The following is a 14,207-nucleotide window of genomic DNA, read 5'->3' as shown; positions in this document are numbered from 1 at the left end:
CCATGAGCGGCAAGGCCAACAAGACCATGATCGGGCTTTTCGTGCTGGGGGCGCTGACCCTGGCCCTGGCAGCCATCGTCGCCCTGGGTTCGGGCGTGTTTTTCACCAAGACGTTTCCCTGCATCATGTACTTTCCCAACTCCGTCTCGGGTCTGGAAGTCGGCGCGCCGGTGCTGTTTCGCGGCGTGCCCATCGGCTCGGTCAAGGAGATCAGCATCGAGGCCGACGCCTCGCGGCTGCATTTCTACATTCCGGTGGTGATCGAGATTCTGGGCAACAAGATCAAGCTGGCCCCGAACGAAAAGACCAAGGGCGCGGAAACCCTGGTCCAGGCCCGCAAGGAAACCCCGGGCGATCTGCTGTCCCAGCTCATCGAAAAAGGGCTGCGGGCGCAGCTTGTGACCCAAAGCTTCGTCACCGGCCAACTGGCCGTGTCCCTGGACCTCATGCCCGACACGCCGGTGCGTCTGGTCGGCGGCGCGCCGTTGCCGGAAATCCCCACCGTGCCCTCGACCTTTGAAAAGCTCACCGAGACCATCAAGCAACTGCCGCTCCAAGAGTTGGTCAACCGCCTGATTGGCGCAGTGACCGGCATCGAACAGCTCGTCAATTCGCCCGAACTGACCAAGATGCCGGCCAAGATCGATGCCGTGTTGACCAGCGGCGGCGAGCTCGTCACCGAACTGCGCGCCCAGGTCGGTCCGTTGTCCAAGAACTTCGAGGACGCGGCCCAAAGCTTCACCGAACTGGCCAAACATCTCGACAAGCGTACCGAAGGCATTAGCGTCTCGGCCAAGACGGCCATGGATTCCTTTGACGCCACCATGAAGGAGAGCCGGGCGGCGATTAGCCGGTTCCAGAAGATCATCAACAGCGATTCGCCCACGGTCACTGACCTCAACCGGGCGCTGTCGGAAATCGCCGCCGCCGCCCGGGCCATCCGGGAACTGGCCGACTACCTCGAACGCCACCCCGAAGCGCTCATCCAGGGCAAGGGAGGACCCCGCAAATGAACCCCGCCATCCGTCGCCTCGTCGTGATCCTGGCCGCCGGCGCGGCCTGCCTGCTGCCGCTTCTGGTCGGCTGCGGCAAATCCGCGCCCACCCATTTCTACTCCCTAAGCGGAGCGGCCCCGGCCGCCGAAGGCAGCGGGCCGTCCGGCCCGTGCCTGGCCGTGGGCATCGGGCCGGTGGACTTCCCGTCCTACCTGGACCGTTCCCAGATCGTCACCCGCACCGGGGCCAACCAGATGCATCTGGCCGAGTTCGAGCAGTGGATCGAGGCCCCCCACGACAACTTCCAGCGGGCGCTGACCGAGAACCTGTCGCGGCTGGTGTGCGTCAAGCCGATCTACACCTACCCCTGGCCGGTTGGGGCGCGCCTGGAGCGCCAGGTGGTCATCCAGGTGGCTCGCCTCGACGGAACCCTGGGCCAGGAAGCCGTGCTGCGTGTCAACTGGTCCGTCCTGGACGCCGACCACAAGACCCTGGAGTGGCGTTCCGGTGACTACCGCGAGCCGGTCTCCGGGCCGGACTATGCCAGTCTGGCCGCGGCCGAGAGCCGGCTGGTGGAGAAGTTCGCCAAGGAAGTCGCGGCCACCTTGGCCGGCAAATAGCCGGGCTGACCTCTCTTTCGCCCGAGTGGAGCGGGGCCGGACGCGATTGCCGCGTCCGGCCCCGCTTTTTTTGAGCTTTGGCGACAAGATAGGGGGCGGTCCTTGGCCGGGGAGGAGAATGCGATAGACGGAGAAGCCGGGCCGATGCGCGGCGCTGTCGCGGGAGAGAGGCGTGGGGCTTGGGCTTTGCCAGTCCTTTTCCCGGTTGCCGGACTGTGGAATCGTTCCTGCCCGGTCTGGCCGGCAGGCGATGCCGGGCAGGCAATCGTCCCGTCTGGTCTGCACTTCGGCCGCCTTCAAGCCATGAGGCGATGGACGGTATCCTGTTGGCAGCCAAAGCCCGAAGCAGGATAGCCGCGCCTGATGTGCGTCGCCATCTGCCGGATGACGGTGTTGGCGGCCCTCGCCCGTCGCCATGCCATACGTAGCGGGATAGCCGGAAGCAGCCTTTTTCCAGGCGCGCCGCCACTGGCTGAGTGTCGGCGTGTCTCACGGCCGTTGCCTTGTCACGCCGCTTTCCACGTTGCCGGGGCATGCGGCAGGGGGCTTTCCCTCCATTGGCCGGCGCAGAACGCCAAAAAAAACCGGGCCCCCGAAGGGGCCCGGCCGTGGCATCGGACAGTCGGATAACGCCGCAGGTGAACTAGAACTTGTAAGTCAGACCGAAAGCGACCTTCCAGGCGTCGCCCTCGCGGGACTTGCTGGCCAGGCGATGGCCCCAGACGCTGGACTGGAAATCGCCGTGAGCCCAGCCCGTCTCCATGACGGCGGCCAGGTTCTCGTAGATCATGTACTTGGTGTCGAAGTTGACGGCCATGAGGGATTCCTCAGTCGTCAGGTCGCGACCCATGGTGTAGTACGGGTTGGAACCAAGCAGCACGTTCATCTTGCGGATGGCGCCGGGCTGGTTGGTGCCGCGCATGTAGGTGAAGGTCAGGATGTGGGACAGCTTTTCGATGAACGAGATGTTGTTCAGCGAAGCGCCGAGGCCCCAGGCGCCGACCGGGTTGGCGCCCATGTTGGACTCCTTGCCCAGCTCCTGGGAATCGTCGAACAGGAAGCTGTTGCCCGGGCCCCAGTTGGGCAGGATCTGCGGCAGACGCTCGGAACCGTTGCGGATGGAGCCGTCTTCGCCGGTGGACCACCAGCCGAAGACCTGCGGGGTCAGGATATCCCAGCCGGTGTACTCGGCGCCGAAGTCGATGAACCAGCCCTGGCGCTTGGCGTACTTGCGGTCGGACATGGCGCCCGCGCCGAAGATGACGTCAGCGTAGAACTTCACGGGGTCAAGAGCGGTCACTTCGAAGGTCGAGCCAGCCCACCAGTAGGCGTTCTGGTCGTTCTTCCAACCGTACAGGACCGAACCGGCGGACATCAGGTAGTCGGCGAAGCCGGCGTTGAAGTAGCCGGCCTTGTCGCCGGCAACAGCCACGGCGCCCCACGGGGTGGCCTTGAAGCCGTCCAGGGTGATGGGCAGAGCCAGGAAGTACATATCCAGCTCGTCGGCAACCTGGGTGGTGGTGGTGTCGTAGGTGCGGTTGGTGTCGATCATGCGCGAGAAGCCCGCGGACACGGCCAGGGTGTCCTTGATCAGCGGGGCGTTCACGACCAGGGCGGCAGCGCGGTCGCCGCCGAAGACAACGGAGTCGGTGAAGAAGGCGTTGGCCGGCAGGGACAGATCCTGCAGACCAGCGGTGACTTCGATGTCGCAATCCGGCAGCTTGAACTGCAGGTAAGCCTGGTAGACGGCGATGGCGACCTGCGGGTTGGCGGCGGTCAGGGTGCCGTGGCCCCAGGTGTCTTCAACCTTGATGCCCAGACGGAACTTCACGGCCTCGTTGGCCACGAAGTCGGAACGCAGACGAAAACGTTCCCAGATCTGGAAACGGTCTTCGGTCTGGGTGCCGGCGCCGGTGTAGGCGCCGCTGTTGTTGTCCCAGCTGCCGGTGTTCCAGCCGGTGAAGTTGTGATTGGCAAAGAAGACGCCGTAGACGCGGGCATCGCCGGTCATCTTCACTTCCGTGGCGGCCTGGGCGAACCCGGCCATGCCCAGAACGAGGGCGGCCAGCAGGGCCCAAACAGTGTAACGCTTCATAACCTTCCTCCTGAAAATAAACAGTTGGCGTTAAACGGTGTCCGACGCCGTCGACGGGTGGCGTCCCGCCGACTTGGTTTAGCAATAATGTTATCCATTACTTCTTGGCAAGACAAAATGGGGCGTTTTTTTACGCGAGTCAAAATTTTTTTACGCAAGCCCGTGGCCGCCAGGAACCACGGCATCCGACGCGGCCTGCGGGGGGAGGGGCCATGGCAGATCGTGCTTAACTCGCTGCATTTCAATGGCAAGTAGTGCAATCTGACAAGTCCGATCAGGCCGGCCCCAGGTCGCGCAGCCGCAGCTCGATCTCCGGGATGCCGGAAAAGTAGGTGATCTTGGGCGAATAGGCCACGCGCACTGTGCGGCCGGCCGTCTCCTGGCCGATTTGGGCGGCCATGCGCCAGGCCTTGCCCTTAAACGTCACCCCGGCGGCCGGATCGCGCAGGGTCAGGGCCACATGGTTTTCCCCAAAGGCCCGCCGGGCTTGCACCGTCACCGGCGGCGAGGCAAAGGCCGGCTCGGGATTGCCGCAGCCAAAGGGCTCGAGCAGGGCCAACTCGCGCACCAGGGTGGAGCTGATTTCGCCAAAGGCCAGCTCGCCGTCCAGGCGCAGGCTCGGCGTCGGAACCGCATGGCCCAGGGCCGCCGCCGCCGCCTCGTTGAAGCGCCGCGACACCTCGCCAAGTTTGTCGGGATCTATGGAGAATCCTGCCGCTTGCTTGTGGCCGCCGAAAGCGAGCAGGCTGTCGGCGATGTCGCAGAGAAGGCCGTGCAGGTCGCATTCCGGGATGGAGCGGCCCGAGCCCTTGAGCCGGCCCTTGGCTGGATCGGCCGTGAGGATAAGCGTTGGCCGGTAGCGGGCCTCGGCCACCCGGGAGGCCACGATGCCGATGACGCCCTGGTGCCAGTGGGGGGCGAAAAGGGTCAGGCCGAAGTGGTCCGGGGCGGCCTCGGCTTGACGTAGCGCCTCGGCCTGGATGGCGTCCTCCTCGGCCCGGCGGCGGGTGTTTTCGGCGTCGAGGTCGGCGGCCAGGGGCCGGGCGGTCTCCAGGTCCGGGGCCAGGAGCAGCTCCAGGGCGGCGTCGGGTCGGCCCATGCGGCCGGCGGCGTTGATGCGCGGGGCCAGGCCGAAGGTGATCTGGGACGCGCCAAGCGTCGCCTTGGGATTTTGGCCGGCCACTTCCTTTAAGGCATACACGCCGGGCCGGCGGGCTTCGGCCAAAAGCAACATGCCGTTTTTGGCAAGAATGCGGTTTTGGCCGCCAAGGGGCACCACGTCGGCCAGGGTGCCAAGCGCCACGAGGTCAAGCAGCCGGCGGACGTCGCCGGGGTCGCCGGGCAGGGCGCGGCTGAGGGCGGCGGCCAGGAAAAAGGCCACCCCGACTCCGGCCAGGTCGTTGCCCGGGCCGTCGCCCAGCTTGGGATCGACCACGGCGTCGGCCGGCGGCAGCTCCTCGCCCGGCAGGTGGTGGTCGGTGACCACCACCGAAAGCCCCAGTTCCTTGGCCCGAGCCACCTCGGCCACGGCGGTGATGCCGCAGTCCACGGTGATGAGCACCTCGGCCCCGGCCGCGGCCAGTTCCTCGATGCCGCCGATGTTGAGGCCGTAGCCTTCCTCGGCCCGCACCGGCAGCCGGTAAAGGGGGCTTAGGCCGCGCTCCCGAAAGAAATCGAGCAGAAGCGCCGTGCCGGTGATGCCGTCCACGTCGTAGTCGCCCCAGATGGCCAGGGTCTGGCCGGCGGCCACGGCCCGGACGATGACGCCGACGGCCGTTTCCAGGCCCGGGATGTCGGCCGGACGCATGAGATGGCGCAGGCCTGGCGACAGGTAGCGGTCCATGGCCTCGGCCGTGTCGTAGCCGCGCGTGGCGAGCAGGGCGGCAATGGGCTGGGACACGCCCAGGCCGTCGGCCACGGCCGCGATGCGGCCGGCGTCGGCCAGGGGGGCGGGGAATATCCATTTCTTGGGCAAGGGGTCCTCCGGGAAAACGGGACAAGCGGCGCGAGCCGGCAGCCAAGGGGCCTGCCGTCGCCGGGATTGTTTTTCAAGTTGGGCGGCCATGGCGTCGCCGGGACGGCGGCAGGGCAGGGCGACGTTCCGCGCGGAGAGCGCGTATCAAGGGCGGGTTATGTGTCCATGCCGAAGAACGCAAGTGGTGTTTGTCGTAGTACACGACGCCATAAGACGTGTTGTCCCGGTGAGGCTGTCGGTTTTGCAGGAGCGGCACGGGAAGGCGGCCCCAACAAGGCGCGTCCCACTGGGCAGGACGCTCAAGGCGCAAGCGCCGCGCGCGGCGAGGTCAAGGCAGGCGCACCGCGTTCCGCCGCCAAGTCGGCGCGTCACCTGCGGGAACTGCGGCCCAGCGCCGTCATCGGACCGGCCTGGTGGCGGCAGCCCGGAAAACGTCAGCCGGCCTCGTCGGTCAAGGGCTCGGTGTCCATGGTGACGCCGACGGCCCGGGCAGCGGCCGCATCGTCGGTCGGGGATGCGCCAAGGGGCAATGAGGCCGCCGGCAGTTCGGCCTTGGCCAGACCCTTGGCAATGAGGAATTCGGCGAATTTGCGGGCCTCGGCCTGGTCGGGATTGAGCTCCAGGGCCTTTTGCAGATACTCCATGGTCTGGGCGTATTGCTTTTTGTCGAAAAAGGCCCGGGCGATGTTGAACATGAGATTGTCGTCGCGAATCGAGAGTTCCTCGGCCCGGCGGTAATACTCCAGGGCCTGGTCGGTCATCTTGTTCTTGCGCAGATTGATGCCGAATTCATTGAACAGGTGCTTGTGGCTTTTCTCAAAGGCAGCGTCCAGGCGAACCAGCCGCTGGAAGATGTCGTCGGCCTTGTTGGCCTCGCCCCGGTCAAGGTAGGTGAGTCCCAGGCCGAAGTTGGCACGGACGTTGTCCTCGTCCACGGCCAGCGCCTGGCCGAATTCCAGTTCGGCGCAAAACGTCTCGCCCTTTTCACGGTGGCGCTCGCCCTTCTGGATGACCATGTTGAGTTCGCGCAGGCGTGGATACACCGTGGAGACGTAGAACTCCGGCTCGGGGGAGAACTTTTCCAGCAATTCGTCCAGGCTGATGTTGCGCTTGGGGCCGGACGGCACGTAATTTTTGTTGAGCGGCTGGATCTCCAGGACATGCTTGTCGTCTTCTTCCACGAACCAGTACATCTTCTGGATGGTGCGGCGGGTCGTCGTGCCCGTGCCGACCTTCTGGATGGCCTGGGTGGAGAAGATGCCCTTGATGCGTTCGCGCGCGGGAGCGGTCGCGGCATCGTGGGATTCCGGAGTCTTTTGGCTCATGGCTTATGCTTTGTGACGATCCTGTTTACGCATCTCTATCAGGGAACAGGGAAACCGGTCAACGCCGCAGGTCTGATTCGGGAGGCGTCAAACGGCCGCTTCCCACTGGGCCAGGAGTTCGCCCAGAAAATCGGGATGGCGTCCCGGCCGGCGGCGCTCGGCCAGATAGATGGCCTTCAAGTCGCCGTAGGCGGCGTCCAGTTCGGCGTTTTCCACCCAGTAGTCGAAGAGCGGGGCCTGGGCCAGTTCGCCCTGGGCGGCGGCCAGGCGCTTGGCCACCACTTCCGGGGAATCCGTGCCCCGGCCGGACAGGCGGCGGTAGAGCTCGGCCCGGGACGGCGGCAGGATATAGATATAGGCCCCGTCGCGGCCAAGGCTGTCGCGCAACTGGTCCGCGCCCTGGACGTCGATGTCAAACAGGATGTCGCGCCCGGCGGCCAAGGCGTCCTTCACCGGGGCGATGGGCGTGCCGTAAAAGTTGCCGTGGACCTCGGCCCATTCGGCCAGCTTGCCGGCCTCGCGCCAGGCGAGGAACTCTTCCCGGGACAGGAAATGGTAGTCGATGCCGGGCCGTTCCCCCTGACGCGGGGCGCGGGTGGTGGCCGAGACCGAGAAACTGATGGCCGGAAACTCGGCGCACAGTTTTTTGATCAGGGTGGACTTGCCGGCTCCGGAAGGAGCGCAAATGACCAGAAACATGCCTAAACGTCTAGCCGGCATGGTCTTCCTCCTGGGCTTCGAAGCGGGTTCCCAGGGTTTCGGCCTGGATGCCCGACAAGATGACGTGGTTGGAGTCGGTGATGATGATGGAGCGGGTCTTGCGGCCCTGGGTGGCGTCGATGAGGCGACGCTCGGCCCGGGCTTCCTCGCGCAGGCGGCGCATGGGCGAAGAGGCCGGGTTGACGATGGCCGTCACCCGCGAGGCGGCGACGTAGTTGCCAAAACCGATGTTGAGCAGTCCTTGGGCCATGCCTCACCTGAGCTTTTTGTCGACGAAAAAGCCGCGACGCCGGGGGCGCGTCGCGGCCAGCATACCGGAAACGGCGGCAAAGGAAAGCCCGGCCGCCTACTCGATATTTTGCACCTGCTCGCGGCATTTCTCCAGCTCGGCCTTGAAGTCGACCACCAGCCGGCTGATGTCGAGGTTCTGGGCCTTGTTGCCGCAGGTGTTGATCTCGCGGAAGGCTTCCTGGATGAGGAAGTCGAGCTTCTTGCCGATCTCGCCGCCCTGGCGCAAAAGCCCCTCCAGACGGGCGAGGTGGCCGGAAAGACGCGTCATCTCCTCGGAAACGTCGAGCTTGTCGGCCAGGATGGCGGTTTCCTGAAGCAGACGGTCCTGGGTGGGTTCGACCCCGACTTTTTCCAGCAGGGCGGTGATGCGGGCTACGAGCTGCTCGGTGCGCTCGGCCACGACCGCCGGCGCACCGGCCTCGATGGCCGCTTGCCAGTCCTTGAGCCGGCCCAAGCGGGTCAGCAGGTCGTCGGCCAGGTTGCGTCCCTCGCGGGCGCGGGCGTCGTTGAAATCGACCAGAGCCTGGCGCAGGCCGGAGGCCAGCTTGGCGAAAAGCTCGGGATCGGGGTCCACGGCCTCTTCCTGCCAGAGGTGGGAAATGCCGATCATGCGGCTTATGTCCGGGGCGAAGGGCACGCCCTTGTGGGCGGCAAACGCGGCCAGCTCGTCGAGCATGGCCCCGGCCAAGCCGGTGTTGAAGCTGGCCTTCCACATGTCCACCCGGGTGGGGGTGAATTCCAGGTGGATTTCCACCCGTCCCCGGGCCACGGCCTCGCGCACCACGCGCTCCAGGGCCGCTTCGCTGGGGCGCAAAAACAGCGGCAACCGCCATTTGAGGTCGAGAAAACGGCTGTTGACGGCCCGTACTTCCCAGACCTGGGTGAAGGTGTCGGATTCGATGCGGCTTTTGCCGTATCCGGTCATGCTCTTGGGCATGGAAGCTCCTTGGAGAAAGGGTGAAGGACGGCCCCTTCGCGCAGATCGCGGCGGCAGCGGGCACGGATGTCGGTGAGGATGGCGAGCATCTCCGGCGCGGCGTAGTCGGGAAACGTCCAGGGCAGGATTTGCCAGGACCCGCCCTGAAAAACAAGAGTCAAGTCAGCGAATATTCCCTGGGCGAGGTAGACGCGGTGGGTGAAATTCTTGCCCGTTGCCAACACGAGCCGTTCGCAGGTGACAAGCCCCGGGTCGAGATTGACCCGGCGCGAGCCGTCCGGTCGGGCCAAACGGTCCTCCAGGGCATTGGTGGCCAGCTTGGCCGCGACGAGTCCGTCCAGGGGATAGGGCCGGGCAAAGGCGGCCAACCGGCGCACGATGGGCGAGCCCAGCTCTTCATTATAATAGGCCGTGTGGTCAAAGGGCAGGGCCGGGCAGACCAGCTCGGCCGGGCCGAAGAGGTCTTGCAGGGCGCAAAGCACCCCAGGCCAGAGCCGGTCTGATTCCGCGGACAGGCACGAAACCATGAGTTTGCCCGGCCGGGGTTCCCGGGGGCGGCTCATCTGGCCTCCTGGGGCAGGACGGCCACCAGCAGGCTGTCGCCGTCGAGGCCCACCGGCCGGGCCGCGACCAGACCGCCGGGCGTCAGGGGGGGGGGCATCGACAAAACGGCAGTCCACGTAGCGCCCGCAGGAACCGGCGGCCGGATCGGCGCACTCGACAGCCACCTCCAGCCGATCTTCGGTGGCAAGGCGGGTCAAGAACGCCCGGGCCTTGTCCTCGGCGGTACGTCGCAGCTCGGCTGCCCGGCGCGTTTTGATTTCCTTGGGCAGCTGTCCGGCCATGGTCGCGGCCGGTGTGCCCGGGCGGCGCGAATAGGGGAATACATGGGCATAACTGACCGGCAGCCGGGTCAAGAACGCGGCTGTTGCGGCGTGGGCGGTGTCGGCTTCGCCGGGAAATCCGGCCAGAAGATCCAGGCCCAGGGCCATGCGGCCCCATTTCATACCGAGTTTGTCTACAAAAAAGGACACGGCGTCTGCATCATTCGGGCGGCGGTTCATGGCGCCCAGCACGCCCGGATCGGCGCTTTGCAGCGAGATGTGCAAATGGCGGCAGACACGGCGGCTTTCGCCCAGGACGGCCAGGCCCTCGGCGTCCAGCATGGCCGGGTCCAGGGAGCCCAGGCGCAGGCGGAAGGCCGGACCGTGGCTGGCCAGCAGGTCACGCTCCAGATCGGCCACCAGCCGCCAGAAGCTCATGGGCGGGGCGAGGTCCGGGCCGAAATGGCCGAGGTTGATGCCGGTGAGCCCCAGTTCGGCATGGCCGGCGTCCAGCAGTCGGCGGGCTTCAGCCAGGATGGCGGGGTAGGGCCGGGACACCGACGGCCCCCGGGCAGCCGGCACGATGCAATAAGTGCAGCCGTGGGAGCAGCCGTCCTGGATTTTAAGCAAGGCCCTGGCCCGGTCATAGCCGGCGACGGCCAGATTCGGAAAGTGGTCGCCGGGGCGAGGCGGGCAAGGGGCCAGCGTGTCAGAGGCGGCCGCCAGCCGATCCTTGTCGGGCATGGGCACGGCCCCCAGGGCGGCGAAGGCCTCTGGGTGGACAGCGGCGGCGCAGCCTGTGGCCGCGACTTCGGTTCCGGGCTTGGCTTCGCGGATAAGTGCCCGGGCCAGGCGGCGGCTTTCGGATTCGGCCCTGGCGGTGACGGCGCAGGAAATGAGCACGATGCGGTCGGCGTCAGCCGGGGATGGTGCCGGGCTCCAGCCCTTGGCGGCAAAGGCCTCGGCCAGGGCCCGGGCCTCGTACTGATTGACCTTGCAGCCCAGGGTGGCGAGCCAGAAACGGCGTGGTGATGTGTGCGGCATGGGCGGGGCATAGCAAAGGGCGAGGTCGGGGTCCATGGTGCAGCGTAGTCCTGTATTTGGGATAAACAGGATAATTTGGGGTAAAGTCCTGAAAAAAGGACATGCTTATTCTTGTAGTGTGCTGTTTTTGTTGAAAATAATTGTGGAACGTTTTTTGTAAGAGTTGTGTCATTCTTGAGGATGGGTGCCATGGCGCAGACATTTGATCAAATAGGACTGGTCGTGCGGGGAGTTCGAGCCCTGAGGGAGGATGCTGGCGTTGTGCGGCAGGACCTCTATTTTCGAGCTCTGGTCGATCTTGGCGATGGCGGCGTGGCCGGCATCGAGGCCGCCAGCATGTTGGGTTCGCGCCATGAGGAAGCGTCGCTTCTTCCGGCGATCGGGGCCGCCCCCGGTGAGGGGGATGCCCTAGCCGCCTGGGGGCGGGAGTTGCGTGAACCTGCGGCGTATCTGCTGCGGGGCGACCATCAGCAAGCCGGCGGCAATCTGGGCTTGTCGCTTGGAGTTATGCCGGAGCGGATCATCGCCATGTACGATGTGAGCGTGCTTATGGCCGATCCGGCGCGCAGCCTCGACGTGCTGCTCACGGCCAAGCGGCGCGGTGTCCGGGTGCTGCTCGACAATTTCGACCTCGACAATCCGCCGGCTCGCTTTATGGAGTTGTTGCCGGCGGATATTTTACGGGTTACGCCGCGCCAGCTTCCCTGGCATTGGGATGAAGCGAAGCGTTCGGAAGCCATGTCCTCGCTGGTGCAATTTGCCGACAACTTACTGATGGATGTCGCTGTTGCCGGCGTGGAATGCAGCAGCTACAAACTTGCCCTCAAACGACTCGGCGTCCGCTACGCACAGGGCGTCTGGAAGCGTGATACGGCCGGTGTTATTCCGAATACGGGATATTGGCCCTAGCTTTTTAGGGCATCCCTTTTTTTGAGGGATGGAGCGACTTGGCGGAAGGATCTCGCTGCCCTCGGGTTCTTTCGCCAAGTTGCTTTTGGTCGTGTGTCGCCGGTTCGTCTTTTTTTTCAGTACATGGTTATCGTGGTCGAATCTGGGCCGCGCTTCTTCGTGTTGAATTCATTTCTTAGATGGCGGATTGCGGGAAATGATCTTCGGTGTTTGTTTACGGATCTGTGCTTGGCCGGCTGCGTTTGTTTCATGTCCGCCATGGCGAAGGCAAGCATGAACAATAATTTAGTAGACATGAAAGCTGTGCCGGCGTAGGCCTCGGAGAATAAAGTGAGGGTTACTTATGGATGACTTTTTGAAAGAGGCTTTGGAGATCGTAAAGGCTCAGGCGAGCGTGCGCAATATGTCCGAGGAAGAGATTACTTCCATGGTTCGCCGCCTGACTGATGATATTCGGGGGCTTGTGTCCGCTGGTCCGAGTCTGGCTGCTGCCGAGGAAGTCGCCGCGACTCCGGCGGTGGATCCCAAGAAGGCGGTTCGCGAGCGCAGTATCATTTGCTTGGAGTCGGGCAAGTCGTTCAAGATCCTGACCAAAAAACATCTGGCGAAATTCGGGCTGACCCCGGAGGAATACCGCACGAAGTGGGGCTATCCCAAGGGCATGCCGCTGGTGTGCAAGGAATTGCAGCGTGAGCGCCGCAAGAAGATGAAGGAAATGAGGCTTTGGGAAAAGCGCGTCAAGGGCGGCGCGAAATAGGCTGCCTCGCCCGGCGGGAATTCCTGTCGGGCTTTTTGTGGCGATGGACTTGGCTGGAGATACGCGCTTATGACCGCAAAGCGCGGTCAATAGTGACCAGTGATGGCCAGTTTTGGCCGGTCGCCGAAACCCCTTGACGCCCCTGAATGTCGCGTGTATCAAGCCTTTCCACACATTCGCCAGCATAGCTCAGTTGGTAGAGCAGCTGATTCGTAATCAGCAGGTCTGGAGTTCGAGTCTCCATGCTGGCTCCATGATTTCAAGGGGTTAGGACCGATGGTCCTGGCCCCTTTTTCGTTTTTCAGCGGGCTATGCCTGTTGGCATCGTTGGCGGCCCCGATTTATCCGCAATCCCAAATCCCCCTGTCATCCGGTCCCCCATCCACCCGTATTGTCCACCAGGTTTTCCCGGCCCGGCGGCGCGTTCTGTGTTTCATATGTTATTTCGGTGTGTTGAACGAATTTGAACGAATTTGAACGCTGATTTCACGCTGATCGTAAGTAATTTCAGCAGGATGTGTCGGATCCGTCGAAATTTGAAGTTTTGGGATGCCGGGGCGGGCCGGGCCGCAGGGGCGAAATGAGCCGGAAAATCAGGGGTTGGCGAGGCGTTACCCAATGCGCAGAGGGCTGCGCGCTGTGCCGAGGTGGTTCATCAGGAATGACAATGCTCTGTGTTGCCCACTATGTGCACGGGGTCCTTTTGCGTTAGGAATGCGGCTGTGAATTCTTCGTTGCGTTTTCTATGAGCACAAGGCAAATCAGGGAGGGCATTTTGCCCGCGTGTAGAGAACTCGTTGAAGGCCCTAATAGTGTTCATATTTCTCTATTTTTTCAGTATGGTTCTTTGTGTTTGCTTGGCACCAGAGAGTGTCTGGTCTCAGGATCCTGGGATAAACGCTTTTAATCCCGAAGTACGGATGGTTACGCTCGAAGACGAGGGGCATATTATTCTTTGTGGAGAGAATGGGGAGAGGATTGGAGTGATTGATTTGAAAGAAAAAGAGACTGAACGTACTAATTCTAAAGGTCTTGTTTCAGCACTTGATGACGAGGAAGAATTGTCAGTCAGTAAGTGAATTAGAGTGTCAAGATTTGCATTGTCGTGTTTTGGTGTGCAGGTAGATTTTGATTTATTTTGGTCCTGTAGTATCTGCCTGTATTTTTTTTGTTGACGATAGGAATGTATGAAATGAAGAAATTTTTTAAAATCTCATCGCAGAAGAGCGCCAGTGTTTATTTATTTGGGGTTGTTTTGGTGTCAGTTGTTGCTGTTTTTGCTGTATTTTCAGGGTTTGATAATAGTTTAATTGGTAAGTTTCTGGGTAGTCCTAAGGCTAAGACGGTATTGAATGATGGGATAAGAATTGAGACCGCCGTTGTCGGTGCTTGCAGTGTCGGATTGGCTGAACGAAAAGGGGCGTTGGATGTTTCCTTGGTAATGGATGTCGCTCAATGTCAGGAAAAAACTTTAGCTCGTATACAGTTGACTAATTTAACCAGTAAGGTTCATAAGAACATCGAAATATCGTGTGTGGAGATAGCTGCCGATGGATGTATGATTAATAGGTCGTTCTTGACTGTTCCAAATGAGATTAAATCTCGAGAAACCATTGTCCTAGACGACCTTGTATTGAAGTCTATTGATGAAAGAACTGCTAGGATTGAGTGCGCTGTTTTAGGTTCAGACCGTATTTAAACGTGATATAGTATTT

Annotated in this window: 13 protein-coding genes and 1 tRNA gene; 7 read left to right on the top strand and 7 right to left on the bottom strand. The window is 62.7% G+C overall.

Translation table 11 applies throughout. The features are described from left to right. Positions 1-2: 2 nt before the first annotated feature. Together DMR_RS15480 and DMR_RS15475 are read left to right on the top strand one after the other, a co-directional pair. Positions 3-1,013, top strand: coding sequence for an MlaD family protein (locus tag DMR_RS15480; RefSeq protein ID WP_015861934.1), 1,011 nt, complete (start codon positions 3-5; stop codon positions 1,011-1,013). After that, a complete protein-coding gene (locus tag DMR_RS15475) occupies positions 1,010-1,615 on the top strand; it encodes a PqiC family protein (protein WP_015861933.1) in 606 nt (201 codons plus the stop codon). Before DMR_RS15480 ends, DMR_RS15475 begins: the two co-directional genes overlap by 4 nt. A gap of 643 nt (positions 1,616-2,258) precedes the next feature. On the opposite strand, the gene DMR_RS15470 is transcribed toward DMR_RS15475, so the two are convergent. The 7 genes from DMR_RS15470 to DMR_RS25705 form a co-directional block, all read right to left on the bottom strand. Beyond that, a complete protein-coding gene (locus tag DMR_RS15470) occupies positions 2,259-3,710 on the bottom strand; it encodes an outer membrane homotrimeric porin (RefSeq protein ID WP_015861932.1) in 1,452 nt (483 codons plus the stop codon). A gap of 274 nt (positions 3,711-3,984) precedes the next feature. Continuing rightward, the gene (gene recJ / locus DMR_RS15465) at positions 3,985-5,685 is read right to left on the bottom strand and encodes a single-stranded-DNA-specific exonuclease RecJ (RefSeq protein ID WP_015861931.1); all 1,701 of its coding nucleotides are present in this window, start codon (positions 5,683-5,685) and stop codon (positions 3,985-3,987) included. Between the two features lie 434 nt (positions 5,686-6,119). Then, positions 6,120-7,010, bottom strand: coding sequence for a tetratricopeptide repeat protein (locus DMR_RS15460; protein ID WP_015861929.1), 891 nt, complete (start codon positions 7,008-7,010; stop codon positions 6,120-6,122). An 87-nt stretch (positions 7,011-7,097) separates the two neighbouring features. Further along, positions 7,098-7,730, bottom strand: a complete 633-nt coding sequence (gene gmk, locus DMR_RS15455; RefSeq protein WP_015861928.1) for a guanylate kinase — start codon at positions 7,728-7,730, stop codon at positions 7,098-7,100. Continuing rightward, positions 7,720-7,980 (bottom strand): DUF370 domain-containing protein, encoded by a 261-nt coding sequence (locus DMR_RS15450; protein WP_006920716.1) that lies wholly within the window; start codon positions 7,978-7,980, stop codon positions 7,720-7,722. Before DMR_RS15450 ends, gmk begins: the two co-directional genes overlap by 11 nt. 96 nt (positions 7,981-8,076) lie before the next feature. Further along, a complete protein-coding gene (locus DMR_RS15445) occupies positions 8,077-8,958 on the bottom strand; it encodes a YicC/YloC family endoribonuclease (protein ID WP_015861927.1) in 882 nt (293 codons plus the stop codon). Then, positions 8,943-10,862: a DUF4416 family protein gene (locus tag DMR_RS25705; RefSeq protein WP_327194863.1), complete on the bottom strand. Its 1,920-nt coding sequence runs from the start codon at positions 10,860-10,862 to the stop codon at positions 8,943-8,945. Before DMR_RS25705 ends, DMR_RS15445 begins: the two co-directional genes overlap by 16 nt. Before the next feature lie 153 nt (positions 10,863-11,015). Here DMR_RS25705 and DMR_RS15430 point away from each other — a divergent pair, with 153 nt between their 5' ends. From DMR_RS15430 to DMR_RS23720, 5 genes are all read left to right on the top strand, one after another. Next, on the top strand, positions 11,016-11,735 hold the full coding sequence (locus DMR_RS15430) for an EAL domain-containing protein (protein WP_043600855.1): 720 nt from the start codon (positions 11,016-11,018) through the stop codon (positions 11,733-11,735). A 343-nt stretch (positions 11,736-12,078) separates the two neighbouring features. Further along, positions 12,079-12,492, top strand: coding sequence for a MucR family transcriptional regulator (locus tag DMR_RS15425; protein ID WP_015861923.1), 414 nt, complete (start codon positions 12,079-12,081; stop codon positions 12,490-12,492). A gap of 178 nt (positions 12,493-12,670) precedes the next feature. Continuing rightward, positions 12,671-12,746, top strand: a tRNA-Thr gene (locus DMR_RS15420). A 666-nt stretch (positions 12,747-13,412) separates the two neighbouring features. Further along, positions 13,413-13,571, top strand: coding sequence for a hypothetical protein (locus DMR_RS25075; RefSeq protein ID WP_015861920.1), 159 nt, complete (start codon positions 13,413-13,415; stop codon positions 13,569-13,571). Between the two features lie 113 nt (positions 13,572-13,684). After that, positions 13,685-14,191, top strand: coding sequence for a hypothetical protein (locus tag DMR_RS23720; RefSeq protein ID WP_015861919.1), 507 nt, complete (start codon positions 13,685-13,687; stop codon positions 14,189-14,191). Positions 14,192-14,207: the final 16 nt, after the last annotated feature.

It is taken from the genome of Solidesulfovibrio magneticus RS-1, from assembly GCF_000010665.1.
GTDB lineage: Bacteria > Desulfobacterota > Desulfovibrionia > Desulfovibrionales > Desulfovibrionaceae > Solidesulfovibrio > Solidesulfovibrio magneticus.
Note: the sequence above shows the minus strand (reverse complement) of the source record. Positions and strands in the feature narration are given on the sequence as shown.